Genomic DNA, 18,802 nt, shown 5'->3' with positions numbered 1-18,802 from the left:
TTCCCCCCGATTATCGAAACTGAGGCGCGAGCCGCGAGCGGCGGACGCGCCCGGAGCGGGTCGCGCAGTGACGAACTGCGCCGCGCGGCGCGACGGCGTGTCAGTCCTCGAGCGCGTGCCAGGAGAGCCGCGGGTCGCGCGCCGCGGTCACCTGGTCGATCCGCCGGGCCGCGGTCCGCTCGGGCGCGGCTTCGAGCGTCGCGTCGTCCTCGGCGGCGACCGCGTCGAACGCGGCCGCGAGGTCGTCGAGCGAGCCCCTGGACTCGGCCTCGGTGGGCTCGGTCATCAGCGCCTCGTCGACGATCTCGGGCCACTTCGTCGTCGGCGGGTGGACGCCGTAGTCGAGCATCCGCTTGGCGGCGTCGGCGGCGTCCTGCTCGCCCGCGCTCGCGACGAACTCGTGGTGGAACGGCCCGTAGGGCACCTCGTAGTCGATCTGCGAGGCGAGGTAGTTGGCGTTGAGCACCGCCCGGGCGCTGGCGTCGGCCAGCCCCGCGTCGCCCAGGCGGGCGATGTAGGCGAACGCGCGCACGAGGACGAGCCAGTTGCCCGAGAAGCCGTGGACCTTGCCGATCGAGCGGTCGGGCTCGTAGCGCTCGTAGCCGCTGTCGTCCCCCTGTTCTCTGACGTGCGGCGTCGGCAGGAACTCGGCGAGCTCCTCGGTGACGCCGACGGGGCCGGCGCCGGGGCCGCCGCCGCCGTGGGGTGTCGCGAACGTCTTGTGGACGTTGTAGTGCATCACGTCGAAGCCCATGTCGCCCGGCCGCGCCCGGCCGAGCAGGGCGTTGAGGTTCGCGCCGTCGTAGTACAGCAGCCCGCCCGCGTCGTGGACGATCTCGGCGACGCGCTCGATGTCGCGCTCGAACAGCCCGAGCGTGTTGGGGTTGGTGAGCATCAGCGCCGCGGTGTCCTCGCCCACGGCCGCCTCCAGCGCGTCGATGTCGACGCGGCCGTCCTCGGCGCTGGGGAGTTCGACCACGTCGAAGCCGGCCATCGCCGCCGTCGCGAAGTTCGTCCCGTGGGCGCTGTCCGGGATGACCACTTCCGTCCGGTCGTCGCCGTTGGCCTCGTGGTAGGCGGCGGCGATGCGGATGCCGGTGAACTCCCCCGCGGCGCCCGCGGGCGGCTGGAGCGTCACCGCGTCCATCCCGCCGATCCGTCCGAGGTAGTCCTGTAGCTCGGCCTGCAGTTCCAGCGTGCCCTGGACGCTCGCCGCCGAGCGGTCGGGGTGGACCGCCGCCTCGGGCAGCGCCGCGGCCCGCTCGGTGAACTTGGGGTTGTACTTCATGGTACAGGAACCGAGCGGGAACGGCCCGCTGTCGACCCCGTAGTTCATCCCCGACAGCCGCGTGTAGTGGCGGGCGAGTTCGGGTTCGGCGAGGGCCGGGAGTTCCAGCGAGTCCCGCGTCAGGTCGTCGGGCAGCGGCGAGTCGTCGCCGATCTCGACTTCGGTGGAGTCCTTCTCGGCCAGCAGGGGTTCGTACTCGCCGTCGTCGGTCCAGCGCGCCTGGTCGTACAGCGTCCCCGCCTCGGGGGCGTGGTCCTCGGCGTCACCGCCGGCCTCCGGCTCGGGCGCCCCGCCGTCGGGAGCGGCGTCGTCGGGCGTCTCGTCGCTCATCTCAGGCCACCTCCGTCACCGCGTCGACGAACCGGTCGACGGCGGGCTCGTTGGCGTCGGTCACGCAGACCTGGATCCGGTGTTCGCCGACGACGTGGACGGCGAACCCCGCCGATTCGAGGTCGCTCGCCACCGCCGCGGCGGGCTGGTCGGTGCGGGCCTGGAACTCCCGGAAGTGGTGGCGGTCGTTCACCGGCGCGCGGACGCCCGAGACCTCGTCCAGCCTGGCGGCGAGGTCCCGCGCGAGGACCACGCAGTCCTCCGCGAGGTCGACCAGTCCGTCCGGTCCGAGCGTCGCGACGTGGATCGCCGTCCGCAGCGCCAAAAGCGCCTGGTTCGTGCAGATGTTGCTCGTCGCCCGCTCCTTCCGGATGTGCTGTTCGCGGGTCTGGAGCGTGAGCGTGAACGCCCGCCGCTCGGTGGCGTCCTCGCCGACCCCCACGAGGCGGCCCGGGACCTGCCGGAGGTACGCCTCGCGCGTGGCGAACAGGCCCGCGCCCATCCCGTAGGCGGTGCCGGCGCCGAGCGCGCTGGCCTCCCCGACGACCACGTCGGCGCCCACGTCCGCGGGACGTTCCAGCAGCGCGAGCGCGACCGGGTCCGACCCGAGGACGAACAGCGCGTCGCGCTCGTCTGCGAGGTCGCCCACCGCACCCAGCTCGGGCTCGATGGCGCCGGAGACCGTCGGGTTCTCGGCGTAGACCATCGCCACGTCGCCGTCGAGCGCGTCGGCCAGCCCCTCGACATCGACGGTCCCCTCGTCGGTCGGGTACGTCTCGACCGAGAGGTCGGGACCGTCGGCGTAAGCGGCCAGCACGTCGCGTTTGCCCTCGCGCAGCTGGTCGGGCACCAGGATCCGGTCGCCCGACACCGAGCGGACCCGCTGGGAGAGCGTCGCGGCCTCCCCCAGCGCCGTCGCGGCGTCGTACATCGAGCAGTTCGCCACGTCCAGCCCCGTGAGCTCGACGAGCATCGACTGGTACTCGAACAGCGCCTGGAGGAAGCCCTGGGCGACCTCGGGCTGGTACTGCGTGTAGGAGGTGAGAAACTCCTGGCGGCTCGCCAGGTCCTCGACCAGCGCCGGGACGTAGTGGTCGTAGTGGCCCCGGCCCATGAACTCCGTCAACTCGTCGTTGCGCCCCAGCGTCCGCTCGACCAGCCGGCGCGCGTCGCGCTCGCTGTGCGCCTCGATGCCGAACTCACCGTCGAATCGGACGGGTTCGGGAATGTCGAACAGGTCCTCGACGCCGTCGGCACCGACCGCGTCCAGCATCGCTTCGGTGTCGGCCGCGTCGCCCGGGGCGTACGGACTCCCGCTCGTCTGCCGTGTCATGAGTGTCCCTCGCGTGTCATAGTAGCCTCCCCTCTGGGATGGGCGACTCTATCGGACGCTCGCACATGAGCCTCCCGTTTCGAAGCACCTCGGATCGGCGGGACGCACCGCCGGCCCGGCCGACGACCGCCTTCAGGCGTCCCGCAACCGCTCCAGCGCCTCGATGCACTCGATCAGCGCGCGGCCGTTGTGGTAGGCGCCCTTGTACATCGCGCCCTTGCGGCCGACGGCTTCGAGGTCCTCGGTGACGCCGGAGTGCCACTCACCCACCTCGCGGTCGACGTGGTACTCGTCGATAAAGTCGTACGTCTCGGCGAACACGTCGGCGTAGCGGTCCTCGCCGGTGAGTTCGTACATCCGCAGGGCGCTGGTCAGCGCCTCGGCCTGGACCCACCAGGCCTTGATCCGGCTCGTGGCGGGCTCCTCGAAGGGGCCGTAGAAGTAGAAGCCGCCGTGGTCGTCGTCGTAGCCGTATTCGAGCGAGTAGTCCCAGAGCGTCTCGTAGAGATCGCGGTAGTAGTTCAGCGAGGTGTCCAGCGCGTCGGCGGCGTCCATCGTCAGCCAGACGTTCTCCACGTCGTGGCCGTAGGAGACGATCCGGTAGTTCTCGTCGTCCAGCAGGGGCTGCCAGTCGGGGGCGTACTTGTCGGTGCAGGCGCCCAGCTTCTTCCGGACGACCGTGTTGGTGTTGATAGTGAGCAGTTCCGAGAGGCGTTTGCCGGCCAGGTCGTGGCCGGTGACCTCGTAGAAGGTGGTAAAGGCCTCCATGAGGTGGAGGTGGGTGTTCATCAGTTTCGTCGTCGGGTCGAGTTCGGCGTCGACGTCCTCCTTGGGCGACCAGTCGGGTTCGATGTTGTCGAGGTAGGTGCCCCCGTCGGTGATCGGCGTCCAGTCGGGCTCGAAGTACTCGACGTAGCCGCCGTTGTCCTCGTCGTAGGCTTCGTCCTCGAAGCGCTCGAACAGGTCGACGGCGGCCTCGCGGGCGGCCTCGTCGTCGCTGGCGCGGTAGTACTCGGCGAGGCCGTAGAGGACGAACGACTGGCCGTACATGTGCTTGTTCGGCTTGACGACCTCGCCGTCGCGCTCGACCTCCCAGTAGTAGCCGCCGTGGTCGTCGTCGCGCATCTCCCCGGTGAGGAAGTCGAAGCCGCGCTCGGCGGCGTCGAGCAGTTCGTCGCCGTAGCCGGCGCGGTAGAGCCGCGCGGAGAACCAGAGCATCCGCGCCTGGGTGACGATCATCTTGCGGTCGTTGCCGGCGAACGCCCCCTCGGCGTCGTAGCTGGTGCGGAAGCCGCCGTGTTCGGTGTCGACGGCGCGGGGGTACCAGAAGTCGATCACCGTCTCGCGGAGGTTCTCCCGCAGTCGGGGCAGGTACGCCTCGGCGAGAGCGGCGGGGTCGCGTGACATGCTCCCGCGTTCTCCCGGCCGGTACTTGAACGCTCTCAACGCGGAAGCGAGCGGCGCGGGCGACTGTCCCCGTGGGCGGCGCGGGCGACCCCGGCGAGCGGGAACGGCCGGCCGCCTTTATGCCGGGTCGGTCCCGACTCGGCGTATGGAAGCCGTCGCGAGCGACGACCCGATGATCGACGCGGAACTGCTGGGCGAGCGCCTGGGGCCGGACGCGACCGTCACCGTCGCCGAGACCGACACCGTGGACGCGGTCCGCGAGGCCGCGGCCGACGCCGACGCGCTCGTCGCGGACGTGTCGACGCCGGTGACCGCCGAGGTGCTGGACGCGTGCCCGGACCTGCGGATCGTCGCGCGAGCGGGCGTCGGCGTCGACACCATCGACGTGGGCGCCGCGGCCGAGCGCGACGTGGTCGTGACGAACGTCCCCGAGTACTGCACCGAGGAGGTGGCGACTCACACCGTGGCGCTGCTGCTCGCCTGTCTCCGTTCGCTGGGCCGGTACGACCGCGACGTGAAAACCGGCGGCTGGGACTGGCGGGCCGGCGGCGAGATCCACCGCCTCTCGGGGCTCACGCTCGGGTTCGTCTCCTACGGACCGATCGCTCGTCGCGTTCGCGAACTGGTCGCGGGGTTCGGCGTCGACGCCGTCGCCTACGATCCCTACGTCGACGCCGAGGAGATGGCCGCCGACGAGGTGGAGAAGGTCGATTTCGACCAGCTACTCGACCGGACCGACCTCCTCTCTGTGAACGCGCCGCTGACCGAGGAGACCCGTGACGCGGTCGACGCCGCCGCGTTCGAGCGGCTGGTCGACCACGCGGTCGTCGTCAACACCGGCCGCGGCGGCGTCGTCGACGAGGCCGCGCTGGCCGACGCGCTCGAAGCGGGCGAGGTCGCGGCCGCCGGGCTGGACGTGTTCGCCGAGGAGCCGCCCGAGGGGTCGCCGCTGTTCGATCGCGACGACGCGATCCTGACCCCTCACGCCGCGTGGTACTCCGAAGAGGCCCGCGCGGACCTCCACGAGACCGTCGCAGCGAACGTCCGGGCGGCGCTGGCCGATGAGACGCCTCCCGACCGGATCGACCCCGAGCTGGACTGGGTGTGAGCGCCCCGGCGGGGCCGCCGGCGGGACGGAGTCACCGGGCGGTCGGCGGTCGCCGTCTACTCGCCGACCTCGATCCGCGTGCCGGGTCGGGCGTCGTCGTCGGAAACCGGGAGTCGCACCTTCAGCACGTCGTCGCTGTAGGTCGCCGAGATCGCGTCGGCGTCGACCCGTCGCGGCACCGAGACGTGGCGGTTGAACACGCGGGTCTCCCCCTCGTCGGTCCGGTGTTCGGCGGTGACGTGGAGCCGGCCGTCGTGCCAGCGGAGGTCGACGTCCGCGCTGCCGTACCCCGGCAGGTCGGCGTACACCTCGTAGGCGCCCTCGTCTTTGAACAGTTCGACCTCGTGGTCCGGGTGGTGTGTCACGGGTTGCCTCCACTCGAACCGACGGCGCCGAGCCGTTTCAATCTCCGTGTCGATTCCCGGTCGGCGGGAGCCCCGTGACAGTCGTTGACTAACCGGTCAGTCAGTTCGGAACGCTTTTGACTGACCGGTCAGTTAAGATCGGTAATGACCGGAACGACGGACAGCGCCGCGGCCGGCGGCTCCACCCCGGAAGCTATCATGGGGGCCACCTACCGGGCGCTGTGCGAACACGGCTACGCGGATCTGACGATGCAGGACATCGCGGACGAATCGGACAAGAGCAAGGCCTCGTTGCACTACCACTTCGACACCAAGGAGGAGCTACTGCTGGCCTTCCTCGACCACCTCTACGACGCGTTCACCGACGACGTCGGGACGACCGACGGCGACGACGCCGTCGAGCGGCTGGTTCGGTTCGTCGACGAGTTGCTCTGCCCGGCCGAGCGGACGGACGAGCCGCGAGCGGAGTCGAGCCCCGACGGACCGAGCGACGACGGGACGGATGACGACGGGACGGGTGGCGACGATCCGAACGACGGCGCCGGGACGGACGAGTTCGAGGAGTTCCAGACGGCGCTGCTGGAGATCAAGGCCCAGGGGCCCTACGTCGAGGCCTATCGCGAGCAGCTGGAGCGGGTCGACGCGTTCGTCCGCGGTCGCGTCCGGTCGATCGTCGCCGACGGGATCGAGGAGGGGACGATCCGCGCCGACGTGGACCCCGACGACACCGCCGCCTTCGTCGCGACGCTCGTCGACGGCGTGAACACCCGCCGGGTCGCCCTCGGGGAGACCGACGGGAGCGTCCGCAACACCTTCCTCGCGTACGTCCGCGAGAACCTCGTCGCCCCCGGCGCCGACGTGGCGGTCGACCTCGACCCGGGGAGCGATGCGGACCGTGACACCGACGGCGACGCGACCGGAGCCGCCGACGGCCGGGCGGCCGCGGGAGGCGACGACTGATGGCCGACTCCGGGCTCGACCGCCTCGTCGCCGGCGTCCGCAGGCGAGTGAACATGGTGTTCAAGGACCGCGAGGAGTTCGACCTCACGTCGGGCGACATCCCCCGCCCGCTGTTCTATCTCTCGCTGCCGATCGTCGTCACCAACCTGCTGCAGACGGCGTACAACCTCGTCGACACCATCTGGCTCGGTCAGTACAGCGAGACGGCGCTGGCGGCCATCGGGATGGCGTTCCCGCTCGTCTTCTTCCTCATCTCGCTGGGTCTCGGGATATCGATCGCCGGGAGCATCCTCGTCGCCCAGAACATCGGCGCCGACGACGAGGAGCAGGCGGAGTTCGCCGCCTCCCAGACCGTCACCTTCGCGATCATCGCGTCGCTGCTGCTGGGCGCGTTCGGCTACCTCAACGTCGGGCGGCTGCTCGACCTCATCGGCGGCCCCGAGAACGTCGTCGCCGGCGCGACCGGCTACCTGCAGATCATCTCGCTCGGGATGGTGTTCATGTTCGCCTTCTTCGTGTTCATGTCGCTGATGCGCGGCTACGGCGACACGATCACGCCGATGCTCGTCATGTTCGTCACCGTCGTCGTCAACATGGTGCTGGACCCGTTCCTCATCTTCGGCTGGTGGGTCTTCCCCGAGCTCGGCATCGAGGGCGCCGCCTACGCGACCATCTTCTCGCGGGCGCTCGCCACGGTCATCGGCATGGCGATCATGTTCCGCGGCAACCGCGGCGTCCAGATCCACCTCTCGGAGATGTGGCCGGACCTGAGCTATCTGCGGAAGATCCTCCGGGTCGGCGTCCCCGCCTCGATCGAGAACACCGGCAACTCCATCGCGGTCGTGCTCATGCTGACCATCGTCACCCCGTTCGGCGAGACGGTCATCGCCGCCTACACCGTCGGCGTCCGCATGTTCTCGGTCATCTTCCTCCCCGCCATCGCCGTCGGCCGCGGCGTCGAGACGATGGCCGGTCAGAACATCGGCGCCGGCGAGCAGGAGCGAGCCGGCCGCGCCACCAACTTCGCCGCCAAGGCCATGTTCGGCGTCCTCGCCGCGGTCGGCGTGCTCACGTGGCTCGGCGCCCCCAACATCGTCGCCATCTTCTCCGACGACCCCGAGGTGGTCGAGATCGGCCGCCTGTTCCTCCGCTACGTCGCCCCGACCTTCGGCTTCACCGGTATCTTCCACGCCTACAAGGGCGGGTTCCGCGGCGCCGGCAAGACCCTGACCGCCGCCGCCATCTCGATCTCCATGCTCGGCCTCGTCCGGCTCCCCGTCGCCTGGTTCGCGTCCGGCGAGATGGGCTACGAGGGGATCTGGCTCGCGTTCGCCGTCTCCAACCTCGCCGGCGCCGCCATCGCCTTCGCCTGGTACCGCCTGGGCACCTGGCGCGACGCCTCCCTCACGGACGCCCCCGGCGTCGGTCCCGCCCCCGACACCGACGCCGAACCCGCCACCGACGACTGATCGCGAATCCGCTCCGGGCCGCTCACACCGGCGGCACGTGTGACCCGCCTCTTTGCCGGAGGGACGCTCACGAACGGAGCGGCCTCGAAGCGACCGGCCGAACGGTTAACTCGGCGCCGTTCGATTCGGGGGTATGGCCATCGGCGACGTGTCCGCGGTGACGGTCGGCGACTGCACGGATCTGTCCTACGTCGACACGGGGATGTACGACACCGAGGCGTACGGGGCGGTCTACCTGATCGACGACGACCGGCCGGCGCTGGTCGACACCGGCATCGGCACGAACTACGAGCGCGTCCTGGATCTGGTGCGCGAGGCGGACCTCGCGCCCGAGGACGTCGAGGTGATCGCGCTCACGCACGTCCACCTCGACCACGCGGGCGGCGCGGGCTTGCTCGTCGAGGCGTGCCCCAACGCCGACGTGTACGTCCACCCGGTCGGCGCGCCCCACGTGGCCGACCCCGGACGGCTCTGGGAAGGCACGAAGTCGGCGGTCGGTGACCAGATCGAGTTCTACACCCAGCCCGACCCCGTCCCAGAGGAACGGATCGTCGAGATCGAAGGCGGCGATACGATCGACCTGGGCGACCACGCGCTGGAGGTGTCCCACGCGCCGGGCCACGCCCCCCATCAGGTCGTCTTCCACGACCCCGAGAACGACGCGGTCTTCACCGCCGACGCGGCGGGCATCTACGCGCCGAGTCGCGACGAGGTGTTCCCGACGAGCCCGCCGCCGAACTTCGACCCGGAGGGGTGTCGGGACGATATCGACACCCTGCGGGAGATCGACCCCGAGGTGCTGTGTTACGCCCACTTCGGGCCGGCCGAGGCGGGTGACAAACTGGACCGGTACGCCGAGGTGCTCGATTCATGGGTCGAGGCGGTCGCCGAGGCGCGGGCCGAGTCGGGCGAGGACGCGGCGGTGATCGACCGCTTCGTCGCCGAGGCGGACGCCGAGCGGGCGGTGTGGGGCGCCGAGAAGGCCGACGCGGAGGTGGCGATGAACGTCCGCGGCGTATTGGCGGCGCTGGACCGGCGGGAGTAGCCGCGGTCGGGATCGGCTAACGTCAGTCGGCGCTCCCCTCGAAGAGGCCGCCGAACACCTTGCCCTCGGCCTTGCGGAGGTGCTGGTGGAAGGTGGGCGGGGAGACCTGCAGCGACTCGGCCACGTCCTCGCCGGAGGCGTCGCGGGGCCACTCGAAGAAGCCGGCGTGGTAGGCCGCCTCGAGCGTGGTCCGCTGGCGGTCGGTCAGCCCCTCCAGCAGCGACCGGGTCGAGCGGGCCCGGGCGTCCTCTCTGGTCACTTGCTGGCGGCGCAGCATCGTCGCCCGGGGGTAGGCGTCGGTCACGGCCTCGATGACCTGTCGCACGTCGGCCGTCGGCGAGACGTGCAGCGTCATCCGGTAGTCGCCGTCCTCGACGACGACCTCCTCGACGGAGCCGCCGAGCGAGGCGAGCGTCGACAGCACGGGCGGCTCGACCATCCGGAGTTCGAACCCGCGCTCGCCCTCGCCCTCCTCGTCGGCGAACGATACCTCGGCCCAGTGGGGGAGCCGCTCGACCAGCCGTTCGACGGTGTCGACGGCCGCCGCCGAGGCCGTCCCGTAGACGAGAAACTCGTCGTCGCCGACGGGGACGACGTGGTCGAACGAGAACTGCCCCTCGGGCTGTTCCGGGAGGTCGAGCGCCTCGAAGAGGTCGGTGATCTGGAACTCCAGCTCGACCACCTCGTCCGAGAGCAGCGCCTGCTTGCGCTCGGCGGCGGCGATGGCGTGGCCGACGACCTCGCCGAGCTGGGCCAGGACCGTCCGCTCCTGGCCCTCGAAGGCGTCGGGCCGGCCGGCGTAGACGTTCAGAACGCCGTAGGTCGTCCCCTCGTGGACGATGGGGATGGCCGCCGACGACCGGACGCCGTAGCTGTCGACGCGCTCGCGCCAGGGGTCGTGGGCGTCGCTGGCCTGGATGTCCCGGGTGACCTGCGCCTCGCCCGTGCGGAACGCGCGCCCGGTCGGGCCGCCGCTGCGCTCGTCGTCCGAGTCGATGGAGATCGTGATCCCCTCCAGATACCCGTCCGTGCCGGCCTTCGCGCGGGGCTCGACGGTCTGGTCGGCGGTGTCGACCTCGCCGATCCAGGCGAACCGGTAGGAGTCGGCGGCGGCGAGGTGTTCGCACACCGTCCGTTCGATCTCCGCGCAGGTCGACTGGTCGACGACGGCGTCGGTGATCCCGTTGACGACCTCGTTGAGGCTGTTGAGCGCCGCCAGTTGCTCGCGCCGGCGGACGAGCCGGTTCTCGTAGCGGTGGCGGTTGATCGCCGTCGCCAGCACCGTCGCCACCGACTGGACGAAGTTCACGTCCTGCTGGGAGGCCTCCCCGGGTTCCGTGTCGTGGGTCCCGAGGATCCCCCACGGGTTCTCCGGCGACCCGACGACGACGCTGATCCCCGAGCGAACGGCGTGGTCGCGCAGCAGATCCGGGCCGCTGAACCGGTGCTCGCTTCGGAGGTCCTCGACGACGACCGGGTCGCCCGACCGGAGGGTGTACGCCGCCTGGGAGTCGTCCGCGACGGCGGAGATCGTCGCCTCGCCGACGAGGTCGTCGTCCCACCCGACGCCCTGACGGAGCAGCAGTTGTTCGCCGGCCTCGTCCAGTTCGAGCACCTTGCAGTAGTCGTTGCCGAGCGTCGTCGCCACCTCCTCGGCCGCCTCGGCCATCAGGGCGTCGAGGTCGCGCTCTTCGAGGGCGCGCTGGCCGAGCTCGGTGACGACCGCCTGCTGGCGGACTCGCCGCTGGAGTTCCCGCTCGCGTTCGAGGCGCTCGGAGATGTCGCGGACGACGCCGCAGCGACCGGTGCCGTCGCCGTAGGGGAACGGTTCGTAGCGGGTCTCGACCGGGACGGCGGTGCCGTCCTTCCGGAAGAGTTCGAACTCGATGGTCGCCGCCTCGCGCTCGCCCGCGGCGACCGCCGCCGCCCGCTCCTCGACGACGGGGGCGTACTCCTCGTCGTAGATGTCGGTCGGTTCCATCCCCAGTAGCTCCTCGCGGTCGTAGCCGAGCATCTCGCAGAACGACTCGTTGACGAGCACGAACCGGCTGTCGTCGTCCAGCGCGTAGATGCCGTCGCCGACCGTCTCGACGATCCGCTCGTACTGTTCGAGCTCGCGCTTGCGTTCCTTGCGCTCGGTCACGTCCCGGACGACGGCGATGCGCTCGTGGCCGTCGTCCTCGTCGCCCGCCCCGGCCTCGGCGTCCATCAGCGAGAACGTCGCCTCGCCGATCCACTCCTCGCCGTCGGGACCGGCCAGCGTCGCCTCCAGCGTCGCCGTCGCCCGCTCGTCGACCGCGAGGGCGTCCTCGAGCCGCCGGGCCGCGGCGACCGCTTCGTCGTCGACGACCGCCGAGACGTGTTCGCCGACCAGTTCGTCGGGGTCGCGATCGACCATCGCGGCGTAGGTCTCGTTGACCTGCGTGAAGTAGCCGCCCTCGTCGACCACGTAGATGCCGTCCTCGACGGTCTCGACGATCCGCTCGTAGCGTTCGAGCTCGCGTTCGCGGGCCTTCCGATCGGTCACGTCCCGGAAGTACACGGAGATCCCGCTCTCGGAGGGGTGGGCCGACACCTCGAACCAGGTCGAGAGCGGCGGGAAGTACGCCTCGAAGGAGACTGACTCGCCGGTCTCCCGGGCGCGCTCGTACTGCTCCTGGAACGTCGTGCCGCCGGCCGCGGGGAAGGCGTCCCAGACGCTCCGGCCGACGAGTTCGTGGCGGTCGCGGTCGAGCAGCGCGGCCGCCCGCTCGTTGACGTAGCTGAACCGCCAGTCCTCGTCGAGCGCGAAGAACCCGTCGTCGATGCGTTCGAGCACCTCGTCCAGTTCGTGTTCGAGGTCCTCGCGTCGCCGTTCGAGCCGCTGGGCCTGTTCTTTGAGCTGGGTCACGTCCTCCGCGGAGACGACGACGCGCTCGACCGCCCCGTCGTCGGTCAGCGGGACGGCGTCGATCGAGAGCCACCGCTCGCCGAGCCCCGGGAGGTCGAACCGGCCGACCCAGTCCCTCACCGGTTCGCCCGTCCGGAGCGGCCGCTCGTAGGGCCGTTCGCCCGGCGGGACCTCCTCGCCGTCCTCGTCGAAGACGGTCCCGGCGGGGAGGTTCGTCGACTCCTCGTCGGCCGACTCCCCGTCGGCCGACTCGTCGATCCCGAGGTATTGCCGGGTGCGGTCGTTCATCCTGACGGCCTCGCCCTCGCTGTCGAGGACCGCGACCCCGACCGGGATGGCGTCGAAGAGGCGTTCGAGCAGGTCCCGCTCGCGCTGGAGGCGCTGCTCGAACTCGCGGCGCTCGGTCATGTCGCGGGTCACCTTCGCGAACCCGTCGAGGTCGCCGTCGTCGCCGTAGATGGCCGTGATCGTCACGTTCGCCCAGAAGCGCGTCCCGTCGGCGCGGACGCGCCAGCCCTCGTCCTCGATCCAGCCCCCCTCGGCCGCCGCCGCGAGGTTCCGCTCGGGGACGCCCGCCTCGCGGTCGGCCTCGGTGTAGAACGCCGAGAAGTGCTCGCCGACGATGTCGTCGGCCTCGTACCCCTTCAGGCGCGCCGCTCCGGGGTTCCACGTCTGCACGCAGCCGTCGGCGTCGAGCCGGAAGATGGCGTACTCCTCGACGGCCTCGACCAGTGACTCGAACTGGTCGCGCTGGTCGCGCTGGGTCAGCTCCGCCCGTTTGCGCTCGATCACGTCCACGTACAGCTCCACCCGACCGCCCGCGTAGGCGCCCGACTCGATCGGCCGACTCCGGTGTTCGAGCCACCGGTCGGCCCGGTCGTCGCCGGCCGTGACGCGACATTCGAAGCGCTCCTCGCCGGCCTCGCCGTCGTAGGTCGACCGGACCCGGTCGGCGAACGCCGCCGAGTCGTCGACCGCCGGCGCGAGCCGGTCGGCGAGCAGGGCGGACTCCTCCAGGCCCAGCACGGCCGCGCGGTCGACGCCGAAGTAGCGCTCGACGGCGTCGTTGACCCAGGCCACCTCGTCGTCGGCGTCGATGACGAGCACGCCCACGTCGACCGTCCCCAGCACGTCCGCGACGAGCGACTCCGCCGCGGCCGGCCAATCGGGGTCCGCGTCGTCGGCGACCTCCGGGTCCGGGGGGCGCCACCACACGCGGGCGCTCGCTCCCACCTTCTTCGTCCGGAGGTGCCCCCCGTCGACCAGTCGGTCCAGCCGGTCGTACGTGCTCCGGCGCCCGAGGTCGAGCCGGTCGGCCACCTCGCTCGTCGTCCGCGGCTCACCGTCCCCGTCGAACACCGCGAGCGTCTCCCGGAGACTCTCTGTCAGCCCGTGCGGTTCCATTACCCCCATCCAGGGTCGGCCGCCACTACAACCTTCCGCCGGCGGAGTCACCAAGCGATCGCGACGGATCAGTATCCGGTACGTATCGCGCCATCGAACGGACCCACACGGACAGCATACGTGGCGGTACAGTTACAGTACCGGCGTAGCGATGGGCCTAATCACTTCTAGCGATCCCTTACCCGGGTCGGGGTAGTCGGTACTGATACGTCCGACGGAGACCACCAATGTCCCAGACTACAACGCACACCACGGACGACGGCCGAACCGTTATCGACCTCGACGCGGACAAGCGCTACGACCTCCTGGCGGCCGAGCGGCGGCGGACGGTGCTGGCCGTCCTCACCGAACGGGGCGGCGCCACACCGACCGGACTCGACGAGCTCGTGACGGCGGTGGCGGCGCGCGAGGGCGACGAAGCGTCCGCGGAGGCGGCCGAACGGCTCGCCGTCTCGCTGCATCACGTCCACCTGCCGCGGATGGACGACCTGGGCGTGCTCGACTACGACCCGGGGGCCAACCGCGTCGAGACCGTCCGCTCCCTCGCGACGGCGCAGTCGGACTGACTACTCGCGTGGTCATCGACGACGCTATCGGCTCGAGATCCGTCGGTTCCCGCCCGATGACGGCGGGAATTGTCCACCCCCGGTCGGTCACCGGTCGATGAAGGCGCTCTGTCCGAACTGCGGAGAGGCGGAGGGCGAGCGGACCGCCAGGGGCCGCGGGTCCGACGCGGGCATCGAAGTCACGTTCTCCTGTCCGGAGTGCGACCACGTCTGGTCGATCGGACTGTAACGCGAACGGGGTGCCCGCCGGGGAGCAGTTCGCACGCGCGACCCGCCGGGACATCGCTCTCGCGGACGGCTCGCCGGAGCGTCTCGCGCGCGGACGGCGACCCGTACGTTTATCGGGACGGACACCTACCACCCACGCGAGAACACAGTGATTGTCGCCACCAGTCCCATCTGTGACGCTTCCCGGCCCCGGTGTCGGCGCCCCGCGAGCGGACCCGACGGACCGCCGAGTCGGTCGCCCGCGGGCGAACTGCGACGACGAGACCGTTCGGGCGGGATCTCGGTCAGATGAAGTCCCTGGAGCGGGACCTGGGACTCCCGACGGTCCTCGCCATCAGTATCGGCGCGATGATCGGGAGCGGCATCTTCATCCTCCCGGCGCTGGCGCTGGAGACCGCCGGTCCGTCGGTCGTGCTCGCGTACCTGCTCGCGGGCGTGCTCGTGCTCCCGGCGGCGCTGTCGAAGTCGGAGATGGCGACGGCGATGCCCGAGGCCGGCGGCACGTATCTCTACATCGAACGCGGGATGGGGCCGCTCCTCGGAACGATCGCCGGCGTCGGGACGTGGTTCTCCCTGGCGTTCAAGGGCGGGCTCGCCCTGGTCGGCGGCGTCCCCTATCTCCTCATCGCCTTCGACCTGCCGGTCAAGCCCGTCGCGCTGGCGCTCGCGGCGGTGCTCATCCTCGTCAATCTCTTCGGGGCGAAACAGACCGGGCGCCTGCAGGTGATAATCGTCACCGCCATGCTCGCGGCGCTGGCGTGGTTCGTCGTCGGGGGCGCGCCGAGCGTCCAACAGACGAACTTCGAGCCGTTTCTCACGGGCGGGCCGGGCGGACTGCTGGCCGCGACCGGCCTCGTGTTCGTCTCCTACGCCGGCGTGACGAAGGTCGCGAGCATCGCCGAGGAGGTCGAGAACCCCGACCGGAACATCCCGCTCGGTATCCTGGGGTCGCTCGGGTTCACGACCCTGTTGTACGTGCTGATCGTCGCCATCATGGTCGGCGTCACCGACGCGGGCGTGGTCGCGGGCTCGTCGGTCCCCGTCGCGGACGCCGCACGGGCCACCGTCGGCACGCTCGGCGTCGGCGCGGTCGTCGTCGCCGCCGTCCTGGCGCTGATCTCGACGGCCAACGCCGGGATCCTCTCCTCGTCGCGCTACCCCTTCGCGATGGCCCGCGACGGGCTGGTCCCGGAGTCGCTGGCCGCCGTCAGCGACCGGTTCGGGACGCCCGCGGCCTCGATCACGCTGACCGGCGGCGTGTTGCTCGCGCTGATCGCGTTCGTGCCGATCCGCGACATCGCCAAGCTCGCCAGCGCCTTCCAGATCCTCGTCTTCATCCTGATCAACCTCACCATCGTCGCCTTCCGCAAGGGGGAGATGGAGTACGAGCCAAGTTTCGAGTCGCCGCTGTACCCCTGGACGCAGGCGTTCGGCGTCGTCGGCGGGCTCGTGCTCATCACGCAGATGGGCCAGATCGCGATAGCCGGCGCGGCCGTCATCACGGTCGCGAGTATCGTCTGGTACTTCGTCTACGCCCGACCGCGCATCCAGCGCGAGGGCGCCGCGACCGACGTGGTCCGCCGCAAGGTCGGCGAGAACGTCCTCACCGAGACGGAGGACGCCATCGAGGGCGAGACCTACGAGGTGCTGGTCGCGCTCACCAGCGAGGTGACCCGCGAGCGCGAGGCGGCGCTGTTGCGCATGGCCGCCGACCTCGTGCGACCCCACGACGGCCGGGTCGTCGTCGTCTGGTTCGAGGAGGTGCCCGACCAGGCGCCCCTGGAGACCGCCACGGAGACCCAGTCGCCCGCCGAGGTCCGCTTCGAGGAGCAGACCGGCGACCTGGCGGTCGACCTCGACGTCGAGGTCGACGTGGGCGAGATCGTCAGCCACGACACGAAACACGCGATCGTCAACTTCGCCGACCACCGCCGGGTCGACACGATCCTCACCGAACACGAGCGGCTCCGTCTCCGCTCGCGGCTCGTCGGCGACCCGATCGACTGGGTGGTCCGCCACGCCCCGACCGACGTGCTGCTCGTCGACAACCAGGGGTACGACCGGCCCGAGCTGATCGAACTCGTCGGCGACGGGGGGCCGTTCAACCCCGACCAGGTCGCCGTCACCGAAGCGATCGCCAGCCAGAACGGCAGCGAGGTGTGTCTCGGCTACCCCGAGACCGACGACGGTCCCGAGCAGCGCGAACAGACCATCGATGAGTACCGCGCTCGGCTGGCCGAGCTGCTGTCGGTCCCGGTTCGGACGCCCTCCGAGCCGGGCACCGACAGCGGCACCGCCCGGCCGGACCTCCGGATCCGGCGAGGGGCCGACCACCGGCTCCGGGGCGCCGTGCTCGACCGACAGGACGACGGCCCGGTCGAGTGTACGGAGATCTCCGTCCACTCCCACGAGTCGGGCCAGCCCGGGCTCGTCCGGCGGTTCCTCGAACGCGTCGTGTTCTGAGCGGGCGCGGGACCGCCCTCTCCCCCGCCCCCGGCCGTCGCGTCACCTGTCGGACCCTTCGCCGCTCTGCTCCCGGCGACCGCTCCCGAACAGCCGCTCGGCCAGCGGCCGGTCGGTGGGTCGCTCGGCGAACAGCACGGAGGCGTCGACGTCGTTGACCACGTCGAGGTGCAGCGAGTCGGTGACCAGCCGCGAGATCATCCCCCGCTCGGTCGCCCCGAGCAACACCATGGTGTGGTCGTCGGCCGCCGACTCGATCGCCGCCTCGACGTCGCCGGAGTCGTCGACGATCGCGGCCGCCCCGTCCAGGTCGTGCGCCTCGCTCCACTCCGCGAGGAACCGCTGGCCCGCCTCGCGCTCGTCGGCGCCGTCGACGACGTGCAACAGCGACACCTCGGCGCCGGCGTCCGTCCGGAGCGCGCGGGCGACCTCGGCGCTGAGATCGGAGTCCGGGCCACCCGCGGTGGGTAGCAGGACCCGCGAGGGGTCGAGTCCGCGGTCCTTGACGACGAGGAAGTCACAGGGGAGGCGATTGGTCAGTTCGTCGAGCGGCCGCTCGGCGCGGGCGGCGTTCCAGAGTCGGCCCTGCCCCCAGCCCATCAGCGCCAGGTCCGGTCGGGTGCGCCGCGCCCGGTCGAACACCTCTTCGAACGAGCGCGAGGAGACGATCGTCGAGGTTTCGACGGTCACGTCCTCGCGGCCGACCTGCTGCTTCAGGTCGCCCATGAGCCGCTCGGACTCGCGGGTTATCCGAGCGCGGTCACCGTCGTCGAGCGGGCGGTTCGTCGGCGCCTGGACGATGTGGACGGCGTGGACGGTCCCCTTCTCGCGGGTGCTCGCCAGCGCGCAGGCGAACTCGACGAGCGCCGTCTCGGTCCGCGGGTTCGCGATGGGAACCAGGATGCGGTAGGACTCCGGGTCGCGGACGAAGTCCTCTAAGGTGTCGACCAGCGGGACGTACGACCGCCCGGCGAGGTTGCCCAGCAGCATCTCACGCAGCGAGAGCCGGCGGACGTTCTCGAACTGCTCAATCTCCAGGCGGCGCTCGCTGGTCTGGTAGTAGTTGACGACGGTGACCAGCAGGATGCCGCCGAGGGTGTTGCCCAGCAGGACGGGGAGCACGAACTCGAAGAGGCCGACGGTCAGCGCGAGGTCGCCGGCCAGCATCGTGTACACTACCTCGGTGAACGAGACGACGACGTGGAAGAGGTTGCCCAGCGGGATCGCCAGGAACGCCATGTAGACGACGGCGATCCGGGAGATGGTGTCGCGGGCGGCGAAGTCCATCCAGACGACGCCGGCGACGATCAGCCCGGCGAAGGCGGCCTTGAAGAAGAGGGCGGTGATCGGCGTCTCGACGCCGTTCTGTGCCAGCCCGAGCGCGTACTCCGCCGCGGCCGGTTCGAAGACGCCCCCGTAGGCGAGCACGACCGCGCCGACGGCGCCGCCGGCGAAGTTCCCCGCGAGGACGATCAGCCAGTGGCGCACCAGCGCCGGGAGGCTGGCCAGTCGCTCCAGCGTCAGCGCGACCGGCGGGAGCGTGTTCTCGGTGTAGAGCTGGTAGCCGCCGATGATGATGTAGACGAACCCCAGGGGGTAGAGCAACACGGCGAGGACCGGCGACTCCGTCGACGCCGACAGCGAGGCGTACAGCAGGAAGGTGATCGTGATCGCGAACCCGCCGGCCACGCCGCTGAAGAACAGCTCGCGGAAGCCGGACGTGATCTCGTGGTCGGCGTCGGCGACGATCCGCTGGAACACCTCGTCCGAGGAGAACCGACCGGGCACGACCTCCCCGGTCTCGGGGACGTCGTCGGCGTCCTCCCGGTGTGCCCGCGACTCGTGGTCGGTGTCGGCCATTACTCACATCGCCAGTACGGAGGCCCAAAGAGGTTTGTCTCTCCGCGGCGCGTCGACCGCCGAGCGGCGGCCCCGGTCGGCGCGAT

Annotated in this window: 13 protein-coding genes; 7 read left to right on the top strand and 6 right to left on the bottom strand. The window is 70.8% G+C overall.

Features of this window, described 5'->3' with window-relative positions; all coding sequences use genetic code 11:
• Window positions 1-100: 100 nt before the first annotated feature.
• The 3 genes from gcvPB to HZS55_RS21510 all read right to left on the bottom strand — a co-directional run bounded on the left by gcvPB (window position 101) and on the right by HZS55_RS21510 (window position 4,358).
• Window positions 101-1,618, bottom strand: a complete 1,518-nt coding sequence (gene gcvPB, locus HZS55_RS21520) for an aminomethyl-transferring glycine dehydrogenase subunit GcvPB (protein ID WP_246308322.1) — start codon at window positions 1,616-1,618, stop codon at window positions 101-103.
• Between the two features lies 1 nt (window position 1,619).
• Window positions 1,620-2,951, bottom strand: a complete 1,332-nt coding sequence (gcvPA, locus tag HZS55_RS21515) for an aminomethyl-transferring glycine dehydrogenase subunit GcvPA (RefSeq protein WP_179909575.1) — start codon at window positions 2,949-2,951, stop codon at window positions 1,620-1,622.
• Window positions 2,952-3,083: 132 nt separating this feature from the next.
• Window positions 3,084-4,358, bottom strand: coding sequence for an AGE family epimerase/isomerase (locus HZS55_RS21510; protein ID WP_179909574.1), 1,275 nt, complete (start codon window positions 4,356-4,358; stop codon window positions 3,084-3,086).
• Between the two features lie 145 nt (window positions 4,359-4,503).
• On the opposite strand from HZS55_RS21510, the gene HZS55_RS21505 reads away from it, so the two are divergent.
• Window positions 4,504-5,466, top strand: a complete 963-nt coding sequence (locus tag HZS55_RS21505) for a C-terminal binding protein (RefSeq protein ID WP_179909573.1) — start codon at window positions 4,504-4,506, stop codon at window positions 5,464-5,466.
• Between the two features lie 56 nt (window positions 5,467-5,522).
• Here HZS55_RS21505 and HZS55_RS21500 read toward each other — a convergent pair whose 3' ends face one another.
• Window positions 5,523-5,831 (bottom strand): Hsp20/alpha crystallin family protein, encoded by a 309-nt coding sequence (locus HZS55_RS21500; RefSeq protein ID WP_179909572.1) that lies wholly within the window; start codon window positions 5,829-5,831, stop codon window positions 5,523-5,525.
• A 144-nt stretch (window positions 5,832-5,975) separates the two neighbouring features.
• Here HZS55_RS21500 and HZS55_RS21495 point away from each other — a divergent pair, with 144 nt between their 5' ends.
• The 3 genes from HZS55_RS21495 (at window position 5,976) to HZS55_RS21485 (ending at window position 9,305) form a co-directional block, all read left to right on the top strand.
• Complete coding sequence (locus tag HZS55_RS21495; protein ID WP_179909571.1) at window positions 5,976-6,791, top strand: TetR/AcrR family transcriptional regulator; 816 nt, start codon at window positions 5,976-5,978, stop codon at window positions 6,789-6,791.
• Window positions 6,791-8,260 (top strand): MATE family efflux transporter, encoded by a 1,470-nt coding sequence (locus HZS55_RS21490; RefSeq protein WP_179909570.1) that lies wholly within the window; start codon window positions 6,791-6,793, stop codon window positions 8,258-8,260. The genes HZS55_RS21495 and HZS55_RS21490 overlap by 1 nt, the downstream gene beginning before the upstream one ends.
• Before the next feature lie 133 nt (window positions 8,261-8,393).
• Window positions 8,394-9,305 (top strand): MBL fold metallo-hydrolase, encoded by a 912-nt coding sequence (locus HZS55_RS21485; protein WP_179909569.1) that lies wholly within the window; start codon window positions 8,394-8,396, stop codon window positions 9,303-9,305.
• A 22-nt stretch (window positions 9,306-9,327) separates the two neighbouring features.
• On the opposite strand, the gene HZS55_RS22490 is transcribed toward HZS55_RS21485, so the two are convergent.
• On the bottom strand, window positions 9,328-13,599 hold the full coding sequence (locus tag HZS55_RS22490) for a PAS domain S-box protein (RefSeq protein WP_218927253.1): 4,272 nt from the start codon (window positions 13,597-13,599) through the stop codon (window positions 9,328-9,330).
• Between the two features lie 227 nt (window positions 13,600-13,826).
• Here HZS55_RS22490 and HZS55_RS21465 point away from each other — a divergent pair, with 227 nt between their 5' ends.
• The 3 genes from HZS55_RS21465 to HZS55_RS21460 all read left to right on the top strand — a co-directional run bounded on the left by HZS55_RS21465 (window position 13,827) and on the right by HZS55_RS21460 (window position 16,856).
• Complete coding sequence (locus tag HZS55_RS21465) at window positions 13,827-14,165, top strand: DUF7344 domain-containing protein (RefSeq protein WP_179909568.1); 339 nt, start codon at window positions 13,827-13,829, stop codon at window positions 14,163-14,165.
• A 97-nt stretch (window positions 14,166-14,262) separates the two neighbouring features.
• Window positions 14,263-14,394 (top strand): hypothetical protein, encoded by a 132-nt coding sequence (locus tag HZS55_RS22910; RefSeq protein WP_281372789.1) that lies wholly within the window; start codon window positions 14,263-14,265, stop codon window positions 14,392-14,394.
• Window positions 14,395-14,681: 287 nt separating this feature from the next.
• Complete coding sequence (locus HZS55_RS21460; RefSeq protein ID WP_179909567.1) at window positions 14,682-16,856, top strand: amino acid permease; 2,175 nt, start codon at window positions 14,682-14,684, stop codon at window positions 16,854-16,856.
• Window positions 16,857-16,898: 42 nt separating this feature from the next.
• Here the strand turns inward: HZS55_RS21460 and HZS55_RS21455 are convergent, their stop codons facing one another.
• Window positions 16,899-18,716, bottom strand: coding sequence for a formate/nitrite transporter family protein (locus tag HZS55_RS21455; RefSeq protein WP_179909566.1), 1,818 nt, complete (start codon window positions 18,714-18,716; stop codon window positions 16,899-16,901).
• Between the last annotated feature and the right edge of the window lie 86 nt (window positions 18,717-18,802).

Source organism: Halosimplex rubrum (genome assembly GCF_013415885.1).
Lineage (GTDB): Archaea > Halobacteriota > Halobacteria > Halobacteriales > Haloarculaceae > Halosimplex > Halosimplex rubrum.
Note: the sequence above shows the minus strand (reverse complement) of the source record. Positions and strands in the feature narration are given on the sequence as shown.